This window comes from Trichocoleus sp. FACHB-591 (assembly GCF_014695845.1).
In the GTDB taxonomy this organism is placed as follows: domain Bacteria; phylum Cyanobacteriota; class Cyanobacteriia; order FACHB-46; family FACHB-46; genus Trichocoleus.
This window is the reverse complement of sequence record NZ_JACJPA010000121.1, coordinates 126,835-142,314: the sequence shown is the minus strand read 5'-3', so window position 1 is coordinate 142,314 and position 15,480 is coordinate 126,835. Positions and strand designations below refer to the sequence as shown.

The 15,480-nt window shown below is 49.4% G+C and carries 12 protein-coding genes; 4 read left to right on the top strand and 8 right to left on the bottom strand.

Features of this window, described 5'->3' with window-relative positions; all coding sequences use genetic code 11:
• Window positions 1-38: 38 nt before the first annotated feature.
• Window positions 39-584, bottom strand: coding sequence for a hypothetical protein (locus tag H6F90_RS28350; protein WP_190555314.1), 546 nt, complete (start codon window positions 582-584; stop codon window positions 39-41).
• Window positions 585-1,000: 416 nt separating this feature from the next.
• Between H6F90_RS28350 and H6F90_RS28345 the strand changes: the two genes are divergently transcribed.
• A complete protein-coding gene (locus H6F90_RS28345) occupies window positions 1,001-1,294 on the top strand; it encodes a DUF3288 family protein (RefSeq protein ID WP_190555313.1) in 294 nt (97 codons plus the stop codon).
• Between the two features lie 39 nt (window positions 1,295-1,333).
• Here the strand turns inward: H6F90_RS28345 and H6F90_RS28340 are convergent, their stop codons facing one another.
• The 3 genes from H6F90_RS28340 to H6F90_RS28330 all read right to left on the bottom strand — a co-directional run bounded on the left by H6F90_RS28340 (window position 1,334) and on the right by H6F90_RS28330 (window position 4,227).
• Window positions 1,334-2,020 (bottom strand): cadmium resistance transporter, encoded by a 687-nt coding sequence (locus H6F90_RS28340; RefSeq protein ID WP_370588118.1) that lies wholly within the window; start codon window positions 2,018-2,020, stop codon window positions 1,334-1,336.
• The gene (locus H6F90_RS28335) at window positions 2,017-3,330 is read right to left on the bottom strand and encodes an MlaD family protein (RefSeq protein WP_190555312.1); all 1,314 of its coding nucleotides are present in this window, start codon (window positions 3,328-3,330) and stop codon (window positions 2,017-2,019) included. Before H6F90_RS28335 ends, H6F90_RS28340 begins: the two co-directional genes overlap by 4 nt.
• A 66-nt stretch (window positions 3,331-3,396) precedes the next feature.
• A complete protein-coding gene (locus H6F90_RS28330; RefSeq protein WP_370588117.1) occupies window positions 3,397-4,227 on the bottom strand; it encodes an ABC transporter ATP-binding protein in 831 nt (276 codons plus the stop codon).
• A gap of 481 nt (window positions 4,228-4,708) precedes the next feature.
• On the opposite strand from H6F90_RS28330, the gene yvcK reads away from it, so the two are divergent.
• Together yvcK and tsaE are read left to right on the top strand one after the other, a co-directional pair.
• Window positions 4,709-6,076, top strand: coding sequence for a gluconeogenesis factor YvcK family protein (gene yvcK, locus H6F90_RS28325; protein ID WP_190438105.1), 1,368 nt, complete (start codon window positions 4,709-4,711; stop codon window positions 6,074-6,076).
• 23 nt (window positions 6,077-6,099) lie between these two features.
• Window positions 6,100-6,621 (top strand): tRNA (adenosine(37)-N6)-threonylcarbamoyltransferase complex ATPase subunit type 1 TsaE, encoded by a 522-nt coding sequence (tsaE, locus tag H6F90_RS28320; protein WP_190555311.1) that lies wholly within the window; start codon window positions 6,100-6,102, stop codon window positions 6,619-6,621.
• 63 nt (window positions 6,622-6,684) lie between these two features.
• Here the strand turns inward: tsaE and gyrA are convergent, their stop codons facing one another.
• Window positions 6,685-9,252: a DNA topoisomerase (ATP-hydrolyzing) subunit A gene (gyrA, locus tag H6F90_RS28315; protein WP_190555310.1), complete on the bottom strand. Its 2,568-nt coding sequence runs from the start codon at window positions 9,250-9,252 to the stop codon at window positions 6,685-6,687.
• 281 nt (window positions 9,253-9,533) lie between these two features.
• On the opposite strand from gyrA, the gene H6F90_RS28310 reads away from it, so the two are divergent.
• The gene (locus H6F90_RS28310; protein WP_190555309.1) at window positions 9,534-10,457 is read left to right on the top strand and encodes a histone deacetylase; all 924 of its coding nucleotides are present in this window, start codon (window positions 9,534-9,536) and stop codon (window positions 10,455-10,457) included.
• A 97-nt stretch (window positions 10,458-10,554) separates the two neighbouring features.
• Here the strand turns inward: H6F90_RS28310 and H6F90_RS28305 are convergent, their stop codons facing one another.
• The 3 genes from H6F90_RS28305 to lnt all read right to left on the bottom strand — a co-directional run bounded on the left by H6F90_RS28305 (window position 10,555) and on the right by lnt (window position 15,468).
• Window positions 10,555-11,427: an alpha/beta fold hydrolase gene (locus H6F90_RS28305; protein WP_190555308.1), complete on the bottom strand. Its 873-nt coding sequence runs from the start codon at window positions 11,425-11,427 to the stop codon at window positions 10,555-10,557.
• Between the two features lie 264 nt (window positions 11,428-11,691).
• Window positions 11,692-13,509 (bottom strand): hypothetical protein, encoded by a 1,818-nt coding sequence (locus H6F90_RS28300; RefSeq protein ID WP_190555307.1) that lies wholly within the window; start codon window positions 13,507-13,509, stop codon window positions 11,692-11,694.
• Between the two features lie 363 nt (window positions 13,510-13,872).
• The gene (gene lnt / locus H6F90_RS28295) at window positions 13,873-15,468 is read right to left on the bottom strand and encodes an apolipoprotein N-acyltransferase (protein ID WP_190555306.1); all 1,596 of its coding nucleotides are present in this window, start codon (window positions 15,466-15,468) and stop codon (window positions 13,873-13,875) included.
• Window positions 15,469-15,480 lie beyond the last annotated feature (12 nt).

The following is a 15,480-nucleotide window of genomic DNA, read 5'->3' as shown; positions in this document are numbered from 1 at the left end:
CAGGACAGCACAGTCAGGGAAGAGGCTACAAATCGCTGCTAATAGCCCAGCGGCGAAAATGTTGTAGGCTTTGCATCCGCTGGCGCGATCGGCGTAGGGGCAGGGGCAGGCCGCTGAGGCGCAGGTTGCAAGAAGATAGTATTCGCTGGGTTAGAAGGTACTAGTCCTGCTCTAGTCGTTTCTGCCTGTTGGGCAATTTGATTTTTCAGTACTTCGCTAGCTGCTGTCAACTGGCGCTCATTACGCTGCAAGTTTTCTAGGTTACGGTATTCCTGACTCCAAAGTTGCTGCGAGTATACTGTTTGGCCATACACAGAGAGCACAGCAATCGAGAGGGTTCCAGTCAAAATTGACAAACTGCGCTGGGCTCCAATCAGCGATCGCAACCACAGAGGTAGCTGGCGATTGTTGGGTAGGCGCTTAACATTAGTAGACTGAACCCGACGAGGAGCAACGGTTGGCTGTAGTTTCGTAATCGGGGTAACTTTTGTCCCGCTCGAATAAATCGCGGTTTGACTAGTTTGACTGATTTGACTGGGGGGCAAACGCCGAGGGGGAATTCTAGATTTTAGACCAACAGCCATAGACCTCACTCCTAAAGCAGCAACGCGGCAAAATTTGAGCAGTTTCGTACCGCCAAATTAAATTCATACACTCACACTCATCAGCCATCAGAACTCTACTGACCTCTTAGGACCTGTCCGCCACCGCTATCCAGGTTTAACAATCTAAAACCAGAGGTTTTCGGATAGATTCTTAGTAGAGTTCTGAATTAGGGCTTAGCAACAGAATTGCTGTTATCTTAGCCTCATTACTTCCCATCAATTCACTAGAACGGTTTTAGTTTTCCCACTTTTCAGTTTGGCTTCTAAAGTCAACAAAATTACGAAGTATAAATATGCAATTGCTCAGTCTACTCTTTAATTGGAATTTCAAATAAATCTCAAGGAAGATTTTCAGAGTATCCGTTAAAGCTCTTCGCAATCCACTTCACAACCTTATGGCGTCATCCTCAGAAAACAAAGACCAGCAACACCCCCTATGGGGTCGCGATCGCCAACTGATCAACAGCCTCCTAGGAGCAGAAGCCAACGACTATAACTTGGTAGAGCTAGCGCGGCTGCGCATCCGCTACAAAGGCTTCCCTGGTGCCCGAGATATCCAAGCAGACCTCGACAAAGCCTTGGCCCAGTGGCAATTGAGCGAGAGTGAGTTGTTTGCCAAAACCAGAGATATTCATGCCATCGCTCAAGTTTATAAGGGACGTGGCTCCCAACGCGATGATTGGAGTTAATTGCTGAGTTTCGACATCAATCAACCGCCGATTCACAACTTAGAGATTGGGCAAAAATAAGTTGAAGGTGCCACTTTCAAACATGATAAAAATGCCCAAACCAATCAAGACAATTGGAACAAATGTATTACCATAACGGGTGATTAATCTCGTAATTGTCGGGTGACGAGTTAACTGTTGTGCGATTAAACACCAAAGTCCTATTAGGCCAAAAAAGATTAAAAGTGTGATCCCCAAACGGTTGCGATCGCTACTGGCAAATAAGGGTACGTAGATGCCAATGTTGTCACCCCCATTCGCGATCGTCGTCATTGCTACAGCATAAATTTGTGGGTTAAACAAACTCCGCCAAATTCCTGGAACCGCTATCTCGGGTGAAGCAGCAGTAGGACTATCACTTGGGCTAAGCCCTCCCTCGTTAACCGCTTGGACATCACTAGCTGTAGATTCACGATGACAAAGCTGGTTGATCCCCAAGCCAATCGGCACTAGGCCCAATAACCCAATCCAAGCTGGGGAGATTACCAATCCACCTAAGAAACCAGGTAAGCTCGCTAAAATCAGCACCGTAAAACCTAGGTACTGCCCCAAAACCACGTGGCGCTTGCGAAACGTTGAGTTAACCTGCGAGAAAAATATGGTCAGTAGCAGTAGGTCATCTATATTAGTGGCAACAAACGCCATCACCCCCGAAGTAGCTACAGCCCAAATTCCATGTTGAGTCACGGTGCTTTCGACTTAGTCTGAGGAGTAGTGACCAGGGGAAGGGCAACTTGATCTAAAGCCTTGGCTGTCTCTTGCGCCGTGGCGGGACTTTGAGTCAGCCGCCTTAAATCTTCTTCAAGTTCATTAGAAACAGTCGCCATAGATTCTAGATGAAGTCGGCTGGGCGCATCTGCCTTGGTAGAAAGAGGCGCTAAAACCTGAGCCAGCTGGGCTTGCTGCTGAAGTTGCTCGGTAGAAGACACCAAACCGCTCAACCCATTGACTAAATTTCGCAGATTGTTGCGGAAGGTGGGGTCTCCCGTTAACTCATCCAAGTCGGAGGTGATTTTTTGGGCGTTCTGAAAGGTGGCTCGCGCCGAATCTAAGGTTTGCTGGAGGACGAGTGTATTGGTGGGATTGTTGAGAGATTGAGAAACATCGCGCAAATTTACCGAAGCTTGGGCCGCGTTCGCGGAGAGTGCCTCTAGATTGTTTAACAAAGTGCTTTGCTCAACTCGACTCAATACTGGCGTAAAGCCTTGCACCGCCACCTGGAGTTGCTCACTGGTCTGCCGAATCGTACCTAAAGTTTCGGCTAACGTATTGCGATTGGTCGTGACTAGGCCACTGACCTGATTTGCGGTCAAGCCTACTTGAGTGGCGGCTTGGCTCAAGGCATCAGCAGTAACTACGGCTGAGGAAGAAACTGTATTCAGGTTTTGCTGGGTAGATTGGCTTAAAGTAGCAATTTCTTTGGACAACTGTGAAACCGCTACCGCAGCTTCAGCGGTATTTTTGGCAGCAGCATTGACGTTTCTAAAGAACGTGGGGTCACTGTACAAAGCAGCAAAGCGGATGCTGGCCCGAATCAGTTCGTCAACGCTAATGCCAATCTGACCTTTGAGCCGAGAGCCATCACAGACGATCACCGCTGGATCGCAGTTAGAGGCTAATGGTTTGGCAGCGATCGCGCCTTGGGGTAGAACTTTGCGGGGTGATAAATCAATTGACGTTTCACTAATTAAGCCAGATTGATTCGCCTCGACAATCACGTCGCTGGGAATCACTAAATCAGATGAAGAAATCTCTAGAAAGACATCCACACCATTGGGTCCTGGGCGCACCGCCTCAATTTTGCCAATTACCACACCTCGATACCGCACCGGAGCTCCTTCCTGCAAGCCTGCTACATTGGCAAACTCGACAATTACTTGATAGGTGCGATTGCCCACACTGAGACCTCGGAGCCAAAGAATCAACGCTCCAAATAGACCCAGTCCTAACAAAATTAATAAGCCGACTGAGCCTTCTCGAACGGTTCTGGTACGCATGCCTCATGCCTCGTTGGTACTGCGATCGAATCGGTGTAGACCTGAGCAATTTTCACTTCGGAACGCTTAACCAATCACTTGGATTGGTCCTTCTACACTGCCACTAAAAAATTGTCGAACTAAAGGGTGCTCTGTAGTATCAATATCATTGACGGTGCCTTGCCACTGCACTTTACCTTGGTAGAGAAACACAATCCGATCAGCGGTACGGCGAATGGTGCTGTCTTGGTGAGTCACCATGACATAAGAGCTACAACCTCCTTGGACCGACTGTAGTTGACGCACCAAATCTTCAATCACGGTTGAGGCGATCGGGTCCAGTCCCGCTGTGGGTTCGTCGTAGAGCAACACTTCTGGCGACCCATCCGGGTTGTCAGGATTTGCCATAATGGCACGGGCAAAACTCACCCGCTTGCGCATGCCTCCAGAAAGCTCAGCAGGCAAGCGACTGCCAATTCCGGCCAATCCCACCATTTCTAGTTTTTGATTGACCAATTCCCGAATGCGGCGTCGCGGCAAATTGGAATGCTCATACAGCAAGAACCCGACATTCTCCTCCACGGTGAGGGAGTCAAACAAAGCTGCTTGTTGAAATACCATGCCAATACTAATTGGGTCAGCACTGTCTTCAATCAAACCTTTTCGCCGTTGCCCCTGCACATAAATTTCCCCTGCATCCGGTGCCAACAACCCAGCAATAATCCGGAGGATTGTAGACTTACCAGTTCCAGAAGGCCCAATCACTGCTAGGGCTTCTCCGCGATGAATGGTTAGATCTGCATTATCCAACACCGCATTTTTGCCAAATGTTTTAGACACTCCTTTCAGTTCAATCAATGGCTCAGCCATAGGGTGCGCGTTAGAGATGTCTTGGAGTTCTGTCAGAGGCTCAGCCATAGGATCACATGGAAGTTCTGTCAGTAAAATTAGTCGCGTTGCTCAAGTCCGTGTTGCCGTTTGTACCTTTAACTTCAACCCCAATCTCAGTAATCCAGATTTCTACTTTAGCCAACTCCTGCCCCTTGATTCCAGGCTAGGTCAAGTTGCGAGCGCCCTAAATTGGCATTTTAGATTGGTTTCACGACGATTCATTGACGATGCCTTGGGGTTGTAAGTTCAGCCTCTACTATGGGCATTAACGGTATGAGTTTTCAAGTTGATGCAGGCTTACGGTCTCCACTACCTAGAGCGAGTCATTTTTTAATTTTGTTCCACTCAGGGCTACCAGATTTTGCAGCGGCCATTCTTATAAGACAAAGTAGCAACTTTCGGGACCTACCTACAGTCAAATCGCTTCTAGAAGTGTAGTTGTGCTGTTAGAGTCAGAAGCGGTTGCTGCATATTTACCTATCCAGATGTTTTACCTCCTCGCTCAGTAATGACAATTGGTTTATTAAAACAAGCCCTAAATGCCCTCACGCAGGAATCGCGCCAGCGCACGCCTTTGCGAGTTAGCCGTTGGTTTAAGTGGTTGGCACCTGGATTACTCGTGAAACGCTGGTTACTGCTGAGTGCCGGAGGTGTCTTACTAACCAGCTTGGGCTTAGCAATTTGGATTAAGCTAACCCCAATTTTTACCTTGATTCAGCTAGTCCAGAGCTTTCTGGAATTTATTACAGAAATTATTCCGAGCTACATTAGCGGGCCGCTGGTAATCATCTTTGGTCTATTGCTGATTTTGTGGGGCCAAACCCGCACCCTTGGCTCCATTACCGAGGTATTGATGCCAGATGGCGATGAAGAGTTAGTCGATGTACTGCTCAATCACCGTCGTCTTAATCGCGGTCCAAAGATTGTTACAGTAGGGGGCGGTACAGGTCTCTCGACGCTTTTGCGAGGCTTGAAAACTTACAGCGCCAATATTACTGCGATCGTGACTGTGGCTGATGATGGCGGTTCCTCCGGACGGTTGCGCCGGGAAATTGGGGTGTTGCCTCCTGGCGATATTCGCAATTGCCTTGCTGCTTTAGCCGATGAAGAACGATTGGTGACGGAGCTATTTCAGTATCGGTTTCGGGCTGGCGATGGGTTAACAGGACACAGCTTTGGCAACCTGTTCTTAACGGCGATGAATGACATCACGGGGAACTTAGAGCAAGCGATCGCTGCTAGTTCTGAAGTTTTGGCAGTACGGGGCCGAGTCTTGCCTGCCACTCTGAGTGATGTGCGCCTATGGGCTGAGTTAGCCGATGGTCGCCGCATTGAGGGCGAATCTAGCATTACCGCCGCTCAAGGCAGCATCGTCAAAATCGGCTGCACGCCAGAAAATCCTCCCGCTTTACCCCGCGTATTGCAAGCCATTCGGGAAGCAGACTACATCATTATTGGACCGGGTAGCCTCTACACCAGCGTCATTCCCAATTTGCTGGTTCCTGAAATTGCTGAGGCGATCGCTCAACGCAAAGTCCCCCGGATTTATGTCTGCAACATCATGACGCAACCGGGTGAAACACAGGGTTACAGCGTATCCGATCACATTCAGGCGATTGATGCGGCTTGCGGACAACGGCTGTTTGATGCGGTGCTGGTGCAAAGCAAGATTCCTTCGGCTAAAGCCCTGATTCGCTACGCTCAAGAAGACTCGAATCCGGTTGAACTCGATCGCCAAACTGTAAAACTGCTGGGCTGTCGCATTGTCCTGGCCAATGTCATGGACGAAGATGAACGCACTGGACTCGTGCGGCATAACTCTCAACGATTGGCTCAAATCCTGTTTCGTTGGTACACTCGCACTCACAGTTTGTAGCGCTTTGAAGTGAGTGGGTTCTCATGGCAGTTGAGTCTCTGACGTTAATCCTTCCAGATGCCGCAGCCACGCGATCGCTTGGTCTGATGCTAGGGCAAACCTTGCCTGCTGGTAGCACTCTCCTCTTAGAAGGTGATCTAGGCAGCGGCAAGACGACTTTGGTCCAAGGTTTAGGAGCAGGGTTAGGGATTCTAGAAGCCATTGATAGTCCTACCTTTACCCTGATTAACGAGTACATGGAAGGTCGGTTGCCGCTCTACCACTTGGATTTGTACCGTTTGCAGCCGACCGAGGTTACCGAGCTCAATTTGGAGAGTTACTGGGAGGGGGCCGATTACCCTCTAGGTATCATGGCGATCGAGTGGGCCGAGCGGTTGCCTTATCTGCCAGAGCGTTATTTACAGGTGCATTTGCGCTATCCAGGGGAGGCTGGGGGTGATGAGGCGATCGCTAATCAACCCGAGTTGGCTGGTCGTTACGTTGAATTAGTGGGAGTGGGCGGGTTTAGCCTAGATTTCTTGCAAGATATATCAGCCAAGCAATAAAGAAGGGCAGGTCCAAGACCCGCCCCTACTAATGAAAAATTGAATACTTCCTGCTGTCAGGATTTACTCTTCGATTTCTTCATCCGTGCCTTCAGCCGAAGGGGGTACTAAGGCCACTGCGGCGATCGCGTCATCTTCATCTAGTCGCTGCACTCGCACTCCTGTGGCTGCCCGTGACTGCGAAGAAATAGCCTTGATCGCTTGGCGAATGATGATGCCACGGCTGGTAATAATCATCAGTTCGTCTTCTTCGTTGACGACCCGTAGGGCCACCAGTTTGTCAGCCGCACGACGAGACTTAAACTTCGTCGCGATCGTGCCTTTGCCTGCTCGATTTTGCAATCGGAACTGAGATACAGGCACCCGCTTGCCGTAGCCTGAACTAGTCACTACGAGCACCCACGGACCTTGGGTTTCTGCGAGGACTGCCTCTTCTGCTTCTAGTTCCTCTTCTTCCTCCACTTCAGGGCCGGAAGCAATATTGGCAACGACACTAGCAGGCAAGATGTCCATACTGATCAGCTGATCACCAGAGCGTAGATTCATAGATTTGACTCCACGGGTAGCTCGGCCCAACGGACGCAGTTGGTCATTGTCAGCTCGGAAGTGAATCGCCATGCCTTGGCTAGAGCCGATAATGATGCTGTCTTCCACGCGGGCACGGCGTACCCAACGCAGTTGATCGCCTTCTTCTAGGGAAATAGCAATTAAGCCATTGGTGCGAATGTTGCTGAAGGCAGAGAGTGCTGTCTTCTTGACGAAGCCGCCACAAGTTAGCATCACCAAGTATTCATCGCTGCTAAATTCCGAAACTGGGACGATAGAGGTGATCTTCTCGTTTCTGGGAATGGGCAGCATTTGCACCACGGGCATCCCGCGAGAAGTTCGCGACCCAATTGGGATTTGGTAAGCCTTGAGGCAATAAACCACGCCGCGATCGCTAAAGAACAAGACGCTATCGTGGTCGCAGCAGGTGATGAAGTGCTCCACGCCATCATCTTCCTTCATCCGGGTGCCTGCTTTACCTCTGGTGGCTCGGCTTTGAGCTTCAAAAGTGTTGATGGGCATGCGTTTGATGTAGCCCTGTTCAGTGAGCAGAATCAGAGCTTTTTCGTTGGCAATCAGGTCTATATCCCCAATTTCACCTTCTGCCTGCTCAATCACAGTGCGGCGAGGTGTTGCATGAGTCGCTTTAAGCTGAGTGACTTCAGTGCAAATAATTTCTAAAATTCGTTCTCGCCGAGCCAGAATATCTTGCAAGTTGGCAATTTGTGCTTGCAAATCATCATGCTCTTGCTGAATTTTTTCTGCTTCTAGCGCCGTTAAGCGACGCAGTTGCATTTGCAAGATGGCATCCGATTGCGCTTCGGAGAGACCGTAGATGTTGATCAACTCTTGCTTTGCGGTGGGCGCATCTGCCGCATGCCGAATCAAGTTAATAATGGCATCTAGATTGGTCAGCGCAATCAAGAGACCTTGCAACAAATGATCACGCTCTTCTGCCTTCCGCAACTCATAGCGAGTGCGCCGAATAATCGTCTCAATCCGGAAGTCGAGGAAGACTTGGAGACACTGCTTCAGGGATAGGGTTTGGGGTTCACCATTCACCAGCGCCAGTGTGTTCACCCCAAAGTTCGCCTGGATTGGCGTTTGCTTGTAGAGGTTGTTCAGCACGACACGAGGATAAGCATCGCGCTTGAGTTCGATCACGATTCGCATGCCATCGCGATCGCTCTCATCTCGAATGTCAGAAATGCCTTCCAAGCGCTTTTCGTTAACCATTTCCGCGATCTTTTCGATCAGCGCTGCCTTGTTGGTTTGGTAGGGCAGTTCGGTAATAATAATTGCTTCGCGATCGGGACGACCTCGATGCTCAATCGTCTCAATGCTGGCCACACCCCGCATGGTGATGGAGCCACGACCTGTCATGTAAGCTTCGCGAATCCCCGTTGTTCCTAGGACTTGCCCTCCCGTGGGGAAGTCGGGGCCAGGAATCAGGCGGATGAGTTCGGCATCGCTCAACTCGGGATTTTGAATTAAGGCGGTTAAGCCATCAATTAGCTCTCCGAGGTTGTGGGGAGGAATGTTAGTTGCCATTCCAACCGCGATGCCAGAAGAGCCATTCAGCAGCAGTTGGGGAATCTGCGCTGGCAAGACCAAGGGTTCTTGCTGGGAGCCATCGAAGTTATCACCAAAGTCAACGGTGTCCGACTCAATGTCCCGCAGGAGGGCATTCATCGTGAGCGATTGCAAGCGACACTCGGTGTATCGCATGGCTGCGGGGGGGTCGTTGTCGATAGAGCCAAAGTTGCCGTGCCCGTTAATCAGGGGAGCACGCATGGAAAAGTCTTGGGCCATGCGAACTAGGGCATCGTAAACGGCTGTATCGCCGTGAGGGTGGTACTTACCTAGCACTTCCCCAACCACACGAGCACATTTACGGAAGGGGCGGTCTGCGGTTAGCCCCAGCTCATGCATGGCATAGAGAATTCGACGATGAACGGGTTTCAGACCATCCCTCGCATCTGGCAGTGCCCGACCTACAATCACGCTCATTGCGTATTCCAGGTAGGACCGGGACATTTCGTTCCGCAGATCCGTTGGAACAATCCGCTCTGGGGAGGTGCTCATACAGTGAAAAAAACTCCAAAAATGCAGAATTTTGGCAATTAAAGAGAAAAAAAGCCCAAAAAATGCCGATAGACTGCTCAATAACTGCCAAATACTCTCTAAATTTTAACACATCTTGATGTTTCCTGGTTTCTGTGATATGTGAGCATGACCCCAGTTAGGCTTGCGATCGCCCTCTCCCCAGTGCTCTCCCAGCAGGAAAGGAACAAGAAATCACAGCGGCTTCCATCGGCCAAATCCTGATTCAGTAAAATCGGGAAGTAGCGTGCGGTGGGGTGAAGATGCTGGCGGTAATTTACTCAGATGAGTTTTTGGAACACAAAACAGGGCGTTTCCATCCAGAGCGACCGGAACGATTAACGAGTATAGTGGCTGCGCTCAAGGCAGCAACTTGGGCCGACCAGTTGCAGTGGCGATCGCCCACCCCTGTTAACCAACGCCCGATCATGACTGATTTAGGTCGAGTGCATCCGCCCACTTACATTGAGCAAATTCAGCAATTAGCCCAACGAGGCGGCGGGTACTTAGACCCCGATACTCCGGTTTCCCCACGCAGCTATGATGTGGCTTTACTTGCCGTCAGCGCTTGGTTGGATGGCGTAGATCAAGTGCTGCAAACTGGCAATCCTGCGTTTGTGCTAGCTCGTCCACCAGGACACCACGCCTTGAGTGATTGTGGGATGGGTTTTTGTTTGTTTTCCAATGCGGCGATCGCGGCTTATTACGCCCTAGAGCAACCAGGTATCAATCGCGTGGCGATTTTGGATTGGGATGTGCATCACGGCAACGGCACTCAGGCGATCGTGGAAAAGCATCCTCAAATTGCTTATTGTTCGCTGCATGAGTCTCCCAATTACCCTGGTACAGGCTTAGCGACGGAACGCGGTTTGCATAATAATGTATTGAATTTGCCGATGCCGATGGGTAGCACAATGGCAAGCTACCAACCGTTGTTCGAGGAAAAAGTTCTGCCGTTTCTCGGCAGTTTTCAGCCTGATTTGCTAATTGTCAGTGCTGGTTACGATGCCAACCATGCTGATCCCTTATCTGGCATTTCACTTAAGCCAGAAGACTACGGCATCTTCACACAATACTGTTTAGAAGTAACTTCAAAAATTATTTTTGGGTTAGAAGGTGGATATGATTTGCCTACCCTTTCACAGTCTGTCGTAGAAACCATCAAGAGTTGCCTATTTAGACCGTAGGGGTGAAGCATTCGGCAGATAATACTTGCTTGATTAGTCAGAATTATGACCGAATGCTTCACCCCCACAAGGATGCCACTTTAGAGGCCTGGTTCTCTTAGGGTTTTAGAAATTTGTGTAAAGCTTGATAAGTTACTTCTGGGGCTTCTTCAGGTAGAAAATGGCCTGAGGCGATCGCTTCACCTATTACATTCTCGGCTCTGGTTCGCCAGGTTTTAATAACATTGTATTTGCGCCCAATAATGCCTTGGTTACCCCACAAAGCGAGGAGAGGACACATAATTTTTTGGTCTAAATCGGCTTGATCATGGACTAAATCAATCGAAGCCGCAGCGCGATAGTCTTCACAGGTTGCGTGAATCGTTTCAGGCTGACTAAAGCAACGAATATATTCGGCTAAAGCTTCAGGTGTAAACGCCGAAAAATTCTTGCTCCAGCTTTCCAAACAAGTGCGAAGAAAATATTCAGGATTGGCACCGATTAAAGTTTCTGGTAAGGGGTAAGGTTGAATCAGAAAAAACCAGTGATAGTAGGCTGTAGCAAATTCTTGATCGGTCGTAGTGTACAGTTCGTAAGTCGGAACAACATCTAATACTGCCAACTTCTTAATGCGCTGAGGATAGTCTAAGGCCATGCGGTGTGCCACTCTGGCCCCGCGATCGTGCCCTACCACATAAAACTCTTGATAGCCTAACTGCTGCATCATCTCAACCTGGTCTTGGGCCATGACTCGCTTGGCATAGCTGGCATGGTTAGCCTCTGCTTCCGGTTTAGAGCTATCTCCATAACCTCTTAAATCACTCACCACAACGGTAAAGTCTTGAGCCAGTTGGGGAGCCACTTTATGCCACATCACATGAGTTTGCGGGTAGCCATGTAGTAACAAAATGGGATAACCATTGCCACTTTTCAGCAAGTTGATAGTCGCGCTACTAGTCTGCATTTGTAGCCGCTGAAATTGAGCAAACATGTGCATTCCCTCAACTGCTCATTTTGCTGTAGTGAATTGTTGCTGGAGTTGATTAATCCGCCTTCTCCAGTCTTTCTAAACTTGAGTCTAAGTGATAAGCCTGTAATTTCGTTTACAAAGATTATTTCTTGTTCTCTAGCTCGATAGCCTAGCAACAACTGTTAAACCAGCGACAAAGCACGAGCGATCGCGAAGTTTTGATTTCTGGGCGTTAGCGATCGCTTTTAGAGACGAGCTTTTAGACTTGCCAGGAGCGAGTGCTATCTAGGCAATGACGACATTCTGAGCTGTGAGAGGCGCATCATGAAACACAGTGACCGTATTGCCAGGACTCAGCGCAATAATCGAGAACAATTCACCCGTGGCGGTGTTACCACTGCTGCTAATAGCACGTAGGACATCACTACCTGTAGTAAACCCTAAGCCCACGGCTATTTGTAGCGTGTCAGCAGCAGCCACGAAATCTCCGATCACATCAGCTCCATTGGCCGCTCCAAACCTAAAGATATCTCTGCCTACTCCTCCAAACAGAGTGTCATTCCCCAACTCACCTAGGAGAAAATCGTCACCTGCTCCACCTACTAACTGATCATTGCCAGTTTGACCGACTAAAGTGTCATGATCTGCTTGGCCAAAAAGAATATCATCCCCAGATCCACCGCTCAGGAAGTCACTACCAGCATCACCTTGAATTCGATCATTGCCTTCTAAGCCATCAAGAGTATCAGCTAAAACGGTGCCGAAGACGAGGTCTGCTCCCGGAGTCGCGATCGCAGGCGTGAAGCCCTGAGTCTGGAATCCAGCAACTTGATAGCCAATATCCGCCAACATCGCTGCATCTAAGCGGGTGATAGTTTGGCGTACTCCTGGATTTGTCGCTCCCATCAGTACAGGCTGGCCTCCGCTCAAAAAGCCATCCTGGATATGGCCTAAATCCGGATCAAGAGGGATCGGCAATCCTCCATTCACATCTCTAGCATTAGGACCACTAAAAGCAGCACCCTGACCTGTGGCTTTAAACACTGGAGCAGTACCAATCCCCAGCACATGGCCAATCTCATGCAAGGCCGTACTCAGAAAGTCTGTTTGGTTCCAAGGAATATCGTTAGTAGTGTTGGGCGTTTGGTCAAAAAACCAAGGGGCAGGTGCTCCATTAGAAAAAGTCGGAGCTGAACTGAAGGAGATGCTGCCAACCCAAGGCTCAAAATTGGAGCCAGTATAGCGGTTGCTAAAAATACTGCCAGCAATGTCTAAGCCGTCAGGTCCGCCTGCGGCCAGCGCGCCCTCGGCACTACCAAAAGGCAGGGTTTGCGCTCCGACAAAAATTAGTAGATCGTCACTTTCAGTGTCCAGAACTACTGTTTCTAACTGACCTGTTTGGGGGTTTTGCACCCGAAATTTTACCCCAGATGGCAGATTGGCAAACTCATCTTGAATCACTGCCTCCCAATGGTCAGCAGCAGCTTCTAGAGTCGCTCGACGTTCTGGATTGGCAAAAAAACCGTTGGTATCAAACCGATAATCAAATTGAATTTGGAAGCTTGGTGGGGCACCCATTCGCTTCTCCTCCTGTCCGAACGCAAGGAAATGCTCGAAGCCGTCTCGAAACATACCTGCCGCAACAGCCTGAGCAACGTCAGGATACCTCAATAAGTAGTAGTTGTTATCAAATTGGGAGCTTGGAGATCGGCCTTCGCTATGCCCATATCTGAAGAAGTGCTCAAAGCCACTGGCAAACATGCCTGCTTTCACCGCCTGAGCGATATCGGCATATTTCGATAAATAGTGTTGAGGGTTAAACAATGCAATCGGCGATCGCCCTTCAAACTGACCGTGGCTGAGGAAGTGCGCTAAACCGCTGCCCACGATTCCTTTGGCGATCGCACCCGCTACATCGGGATATTGAGTCAGGTAATTGCTATTGCTAAACCAAGCGCTGGGATCACGTCCCTCACGGTCACCAAAGCGCTTAAAGTGATCAAATCCGCTGGTTAACTCTCTTCTAGCAACTGCTGTAGCAACATCGGGGTTATGAGCGAGGTAAAACGATTCATCAAACAGGTCAAAAATCGACAGGGTCATGGAAGCCACCTGCACAGTGAAGCTTAGATGGAGTGATCCAGCTACATCGACAGACACTTCAATAGCTACATTTGGATCAGCATCAGGCCAGTAGTATGACGGAGTAGTTTTCAGTCACATCCTACACAGTTAGTAATTTAACGCTTCTGATCTAACTTCTTGTCTTTCCTACTGGCAATCTTCGCTGAATCTTTAAACTATAGCTAATTCAGTCTCAGTAACTACGTACAAATACGAGTATTAATAACTAAGTTTTTGCTGGTTTTAGATTAAAGTCATCCTATAAACTCTCAGCGGTTTCAATTTTCTTTGTGATAAGTCATACTCTCGCTAACTCAAGACTTCTGAGTTACCACCCAGTCGCTAATGGCGGTACCAGCTATGCAGAGTCAAGACAATTGCCAACATGACTATGAGTGGGGTCAGCCAATCTCCCCAACGCACAAAAAGGGTTTGAGTCTGGCGACGGTAGATGGTGTCGCTATGAAGCTGGTAGATGTTTAGTCCTGATAGCCACTGGGTTTTACCGTGGGGATCAATGATGCCAGAGTACCCTGTGTTAGTGGCACGAGCAACCCAACGATCCGTTTCAATCGCTCGCATCACATCCTGAGCATGATGTTGTGCCGTCATAGACGGGCTGTAGTGAGCATCGTTGGAGGAACTCAGAATGAATTGCCCGCCTTGGGCTGCTTGTATCCGGAAGTGCTCAGCGAAAGCAGATTCATAACAAATGCCAGCGATCGCTCTGCCAAAAGGAGTTTCAAAGATCTGGCCTACCTGCCCAGGAATCATATGAGCATCTAAGGGTGATAGGCGATCGATTAAGCGCCCTAAAACATCCTCAAACGGGATGTATTCGCCTAAAGGCACCAATCTGATTTTGTCGTACTGACTAAAAATCTCTCCGTTGCCTAGCACTGTAAATAGACTATTCGTAATGCTGCCGCCTTTTTGCCCAAAGGCTCCGACCCAAGCCACAACTCCGCGATCGCGCACCGCTTGATAAAAAGAGCTTTGCGTCAAGTTGGCTCCAGTCCACAGAAACGGCAACGCCCCTTCGGGTGTGAGTACTGCTGCTACACCCTGATCGGTAAGCTGATTGTACCCAGTAGTATAGCCAGTCAAAGCCTGCCGCCAACCTTGCACGTCCAGCTTAATTTCGTTGGGAATATTACCTTGAATAATGCCAATCTTTAAGGCTGTGTCTGGCGGTGATACTAAAACCCGGTTGGACAAGTTCCAGCCTAGGAGATGCAGTCCTACGAACAGAACGCTTGCTGTGACCAATGGAGCGATCGCCAGCTTTCGGACTCGGTTCTCCGTCGGCTGACCTTGGCGCGATTGCCGATAGGTAATCCAAGCTTCGGCGAGTAAACCGTTGACAGCTACAATGGCAGCCGTAATCATCATGGGACCAGACAATTGCCCTAAGTGCAAAATGGCTAAGTTGTGAGGGCTTTGGGTATAGGACACCGAAGTCCACCACAAAGGCCCCCAACTCCAAAAGGATTCCAAACCACACCAAAGCGCTACTCCAGCCAATAACCGAATGCCAGTCGGCAGTTTAGCTCTTTGAACCAGCCATCCCCAGCAGCCAGCCCAAACCGCAACCAGAACAGCTCCCCACAAAGTAAGGAATGTCCAACAAAACAGGGCGATCGCTAAGCTTGCTAGCCAAGGTACACCCATCCAAGTCATCGGGTGGACACCTGTAATCCAACTCACTGCTAGGCCATGATAACCAATGCCCCAAGCCAAACCCAAGAGCGATCGTTCCCGATAGTTGCCTCTAGCAACTTGTAAAGTCATAGCCCACAAAGGGACCAACGCAATCCAGGCTAGCGGCCAAGCATTCAGCGGGGCAGGCGTTAAACCCATCAGAAGGCCTCCTCCCAGCGCTATGCTCAACCGCCGCAGTTGGGGAGGCTTGAGTTCGATATTGAAAAATTTAGGCATGGCAAATTTGGT

What these genes read in the sequence shown, in the direction of transcription:
- tsaE (WP_190555311.1), top strand. Translation starts at nt 6,100, where the DNA reads ATGGCAGTTGAGTCTCTGACGTTAATCCTTCCAGATGCCGCAGCCACG.
- gyrA (WP_190555310.1), bottom strand. Translation starts at nt 9,252, where the DNA reads ATGAGCACCTCCCCAGAGCGGATTGTTCCAACGGATCTGCGGAACGAA.
- H6F90_RS28330 (WP_370588117.1), bottom strand. Translation starts at nt 4,227, where the DNA reads ATGGCTGAGCCTCTGACAGAACTCCAAGACATCTCTAACGCGCACCCT.
- lnt (WP_190555306.1), bottom strand. Translation starts at nt 15,468, where the DNA reads ATGCCTAAATTTTTCAATATCGAACTCAAGCCTCCCCAACTGCGGCGG.
- yvcK (WP_190438105.1), top strand. Translation starts at nt 4,709, where the DNA reads ATGACAATTGGTTTATTAAAACAAGCCCTAAATGCCCTCACGCAGGAA.
- H6F90_RS28350 (WP_190555314.1), bottom strand. Translation starts at nt 584, where the DNA reads ATGGCTGTTGGTCTAAAATCTAGAATTCCCCCTCGGCGTTTGCCCCCC.
- H6F90_RS28305 (WP_190555308.1), bottom strand. Translation starts at nt 11,427, where the DNA reads ATGTTTGCTCAATTTCAGCGGCTACAAATGCAGACTAGTAGCGCGACT.
- H6F90_RS28310 (WP_190555309.1), top strand. Translation starts at nt 9,534, where the DNA reads ATGCTGGCGGTAATTTACTCAGATGAGTTTTTGGAACACAAAACAGGG.
- H6F90_RS28345 (WP_190555313.1), top strand. Translation starts at nt 1,001, where the DNA reads ATGGCGTCATCCTCAGAAAACAAAGACCAGCAACACCCCCTATGGGGT.
- H6F90_RS28335 (WP_190555312.1), bottom strand. Translation starts at nt 3,330, where the DNA reads ATGCGTACCAGAACCGTTCGAGAAGGCTCAGTCGGCTTATTAATTTTG.
- H6F90_RS28300 (WP_190555307.1), bottom strand. Translation starts at nt 13,509, where the DNA reads ATGACCCTGTCGATTTTTGACCTGTTTGATGAATCGTTTTACCTCGCT.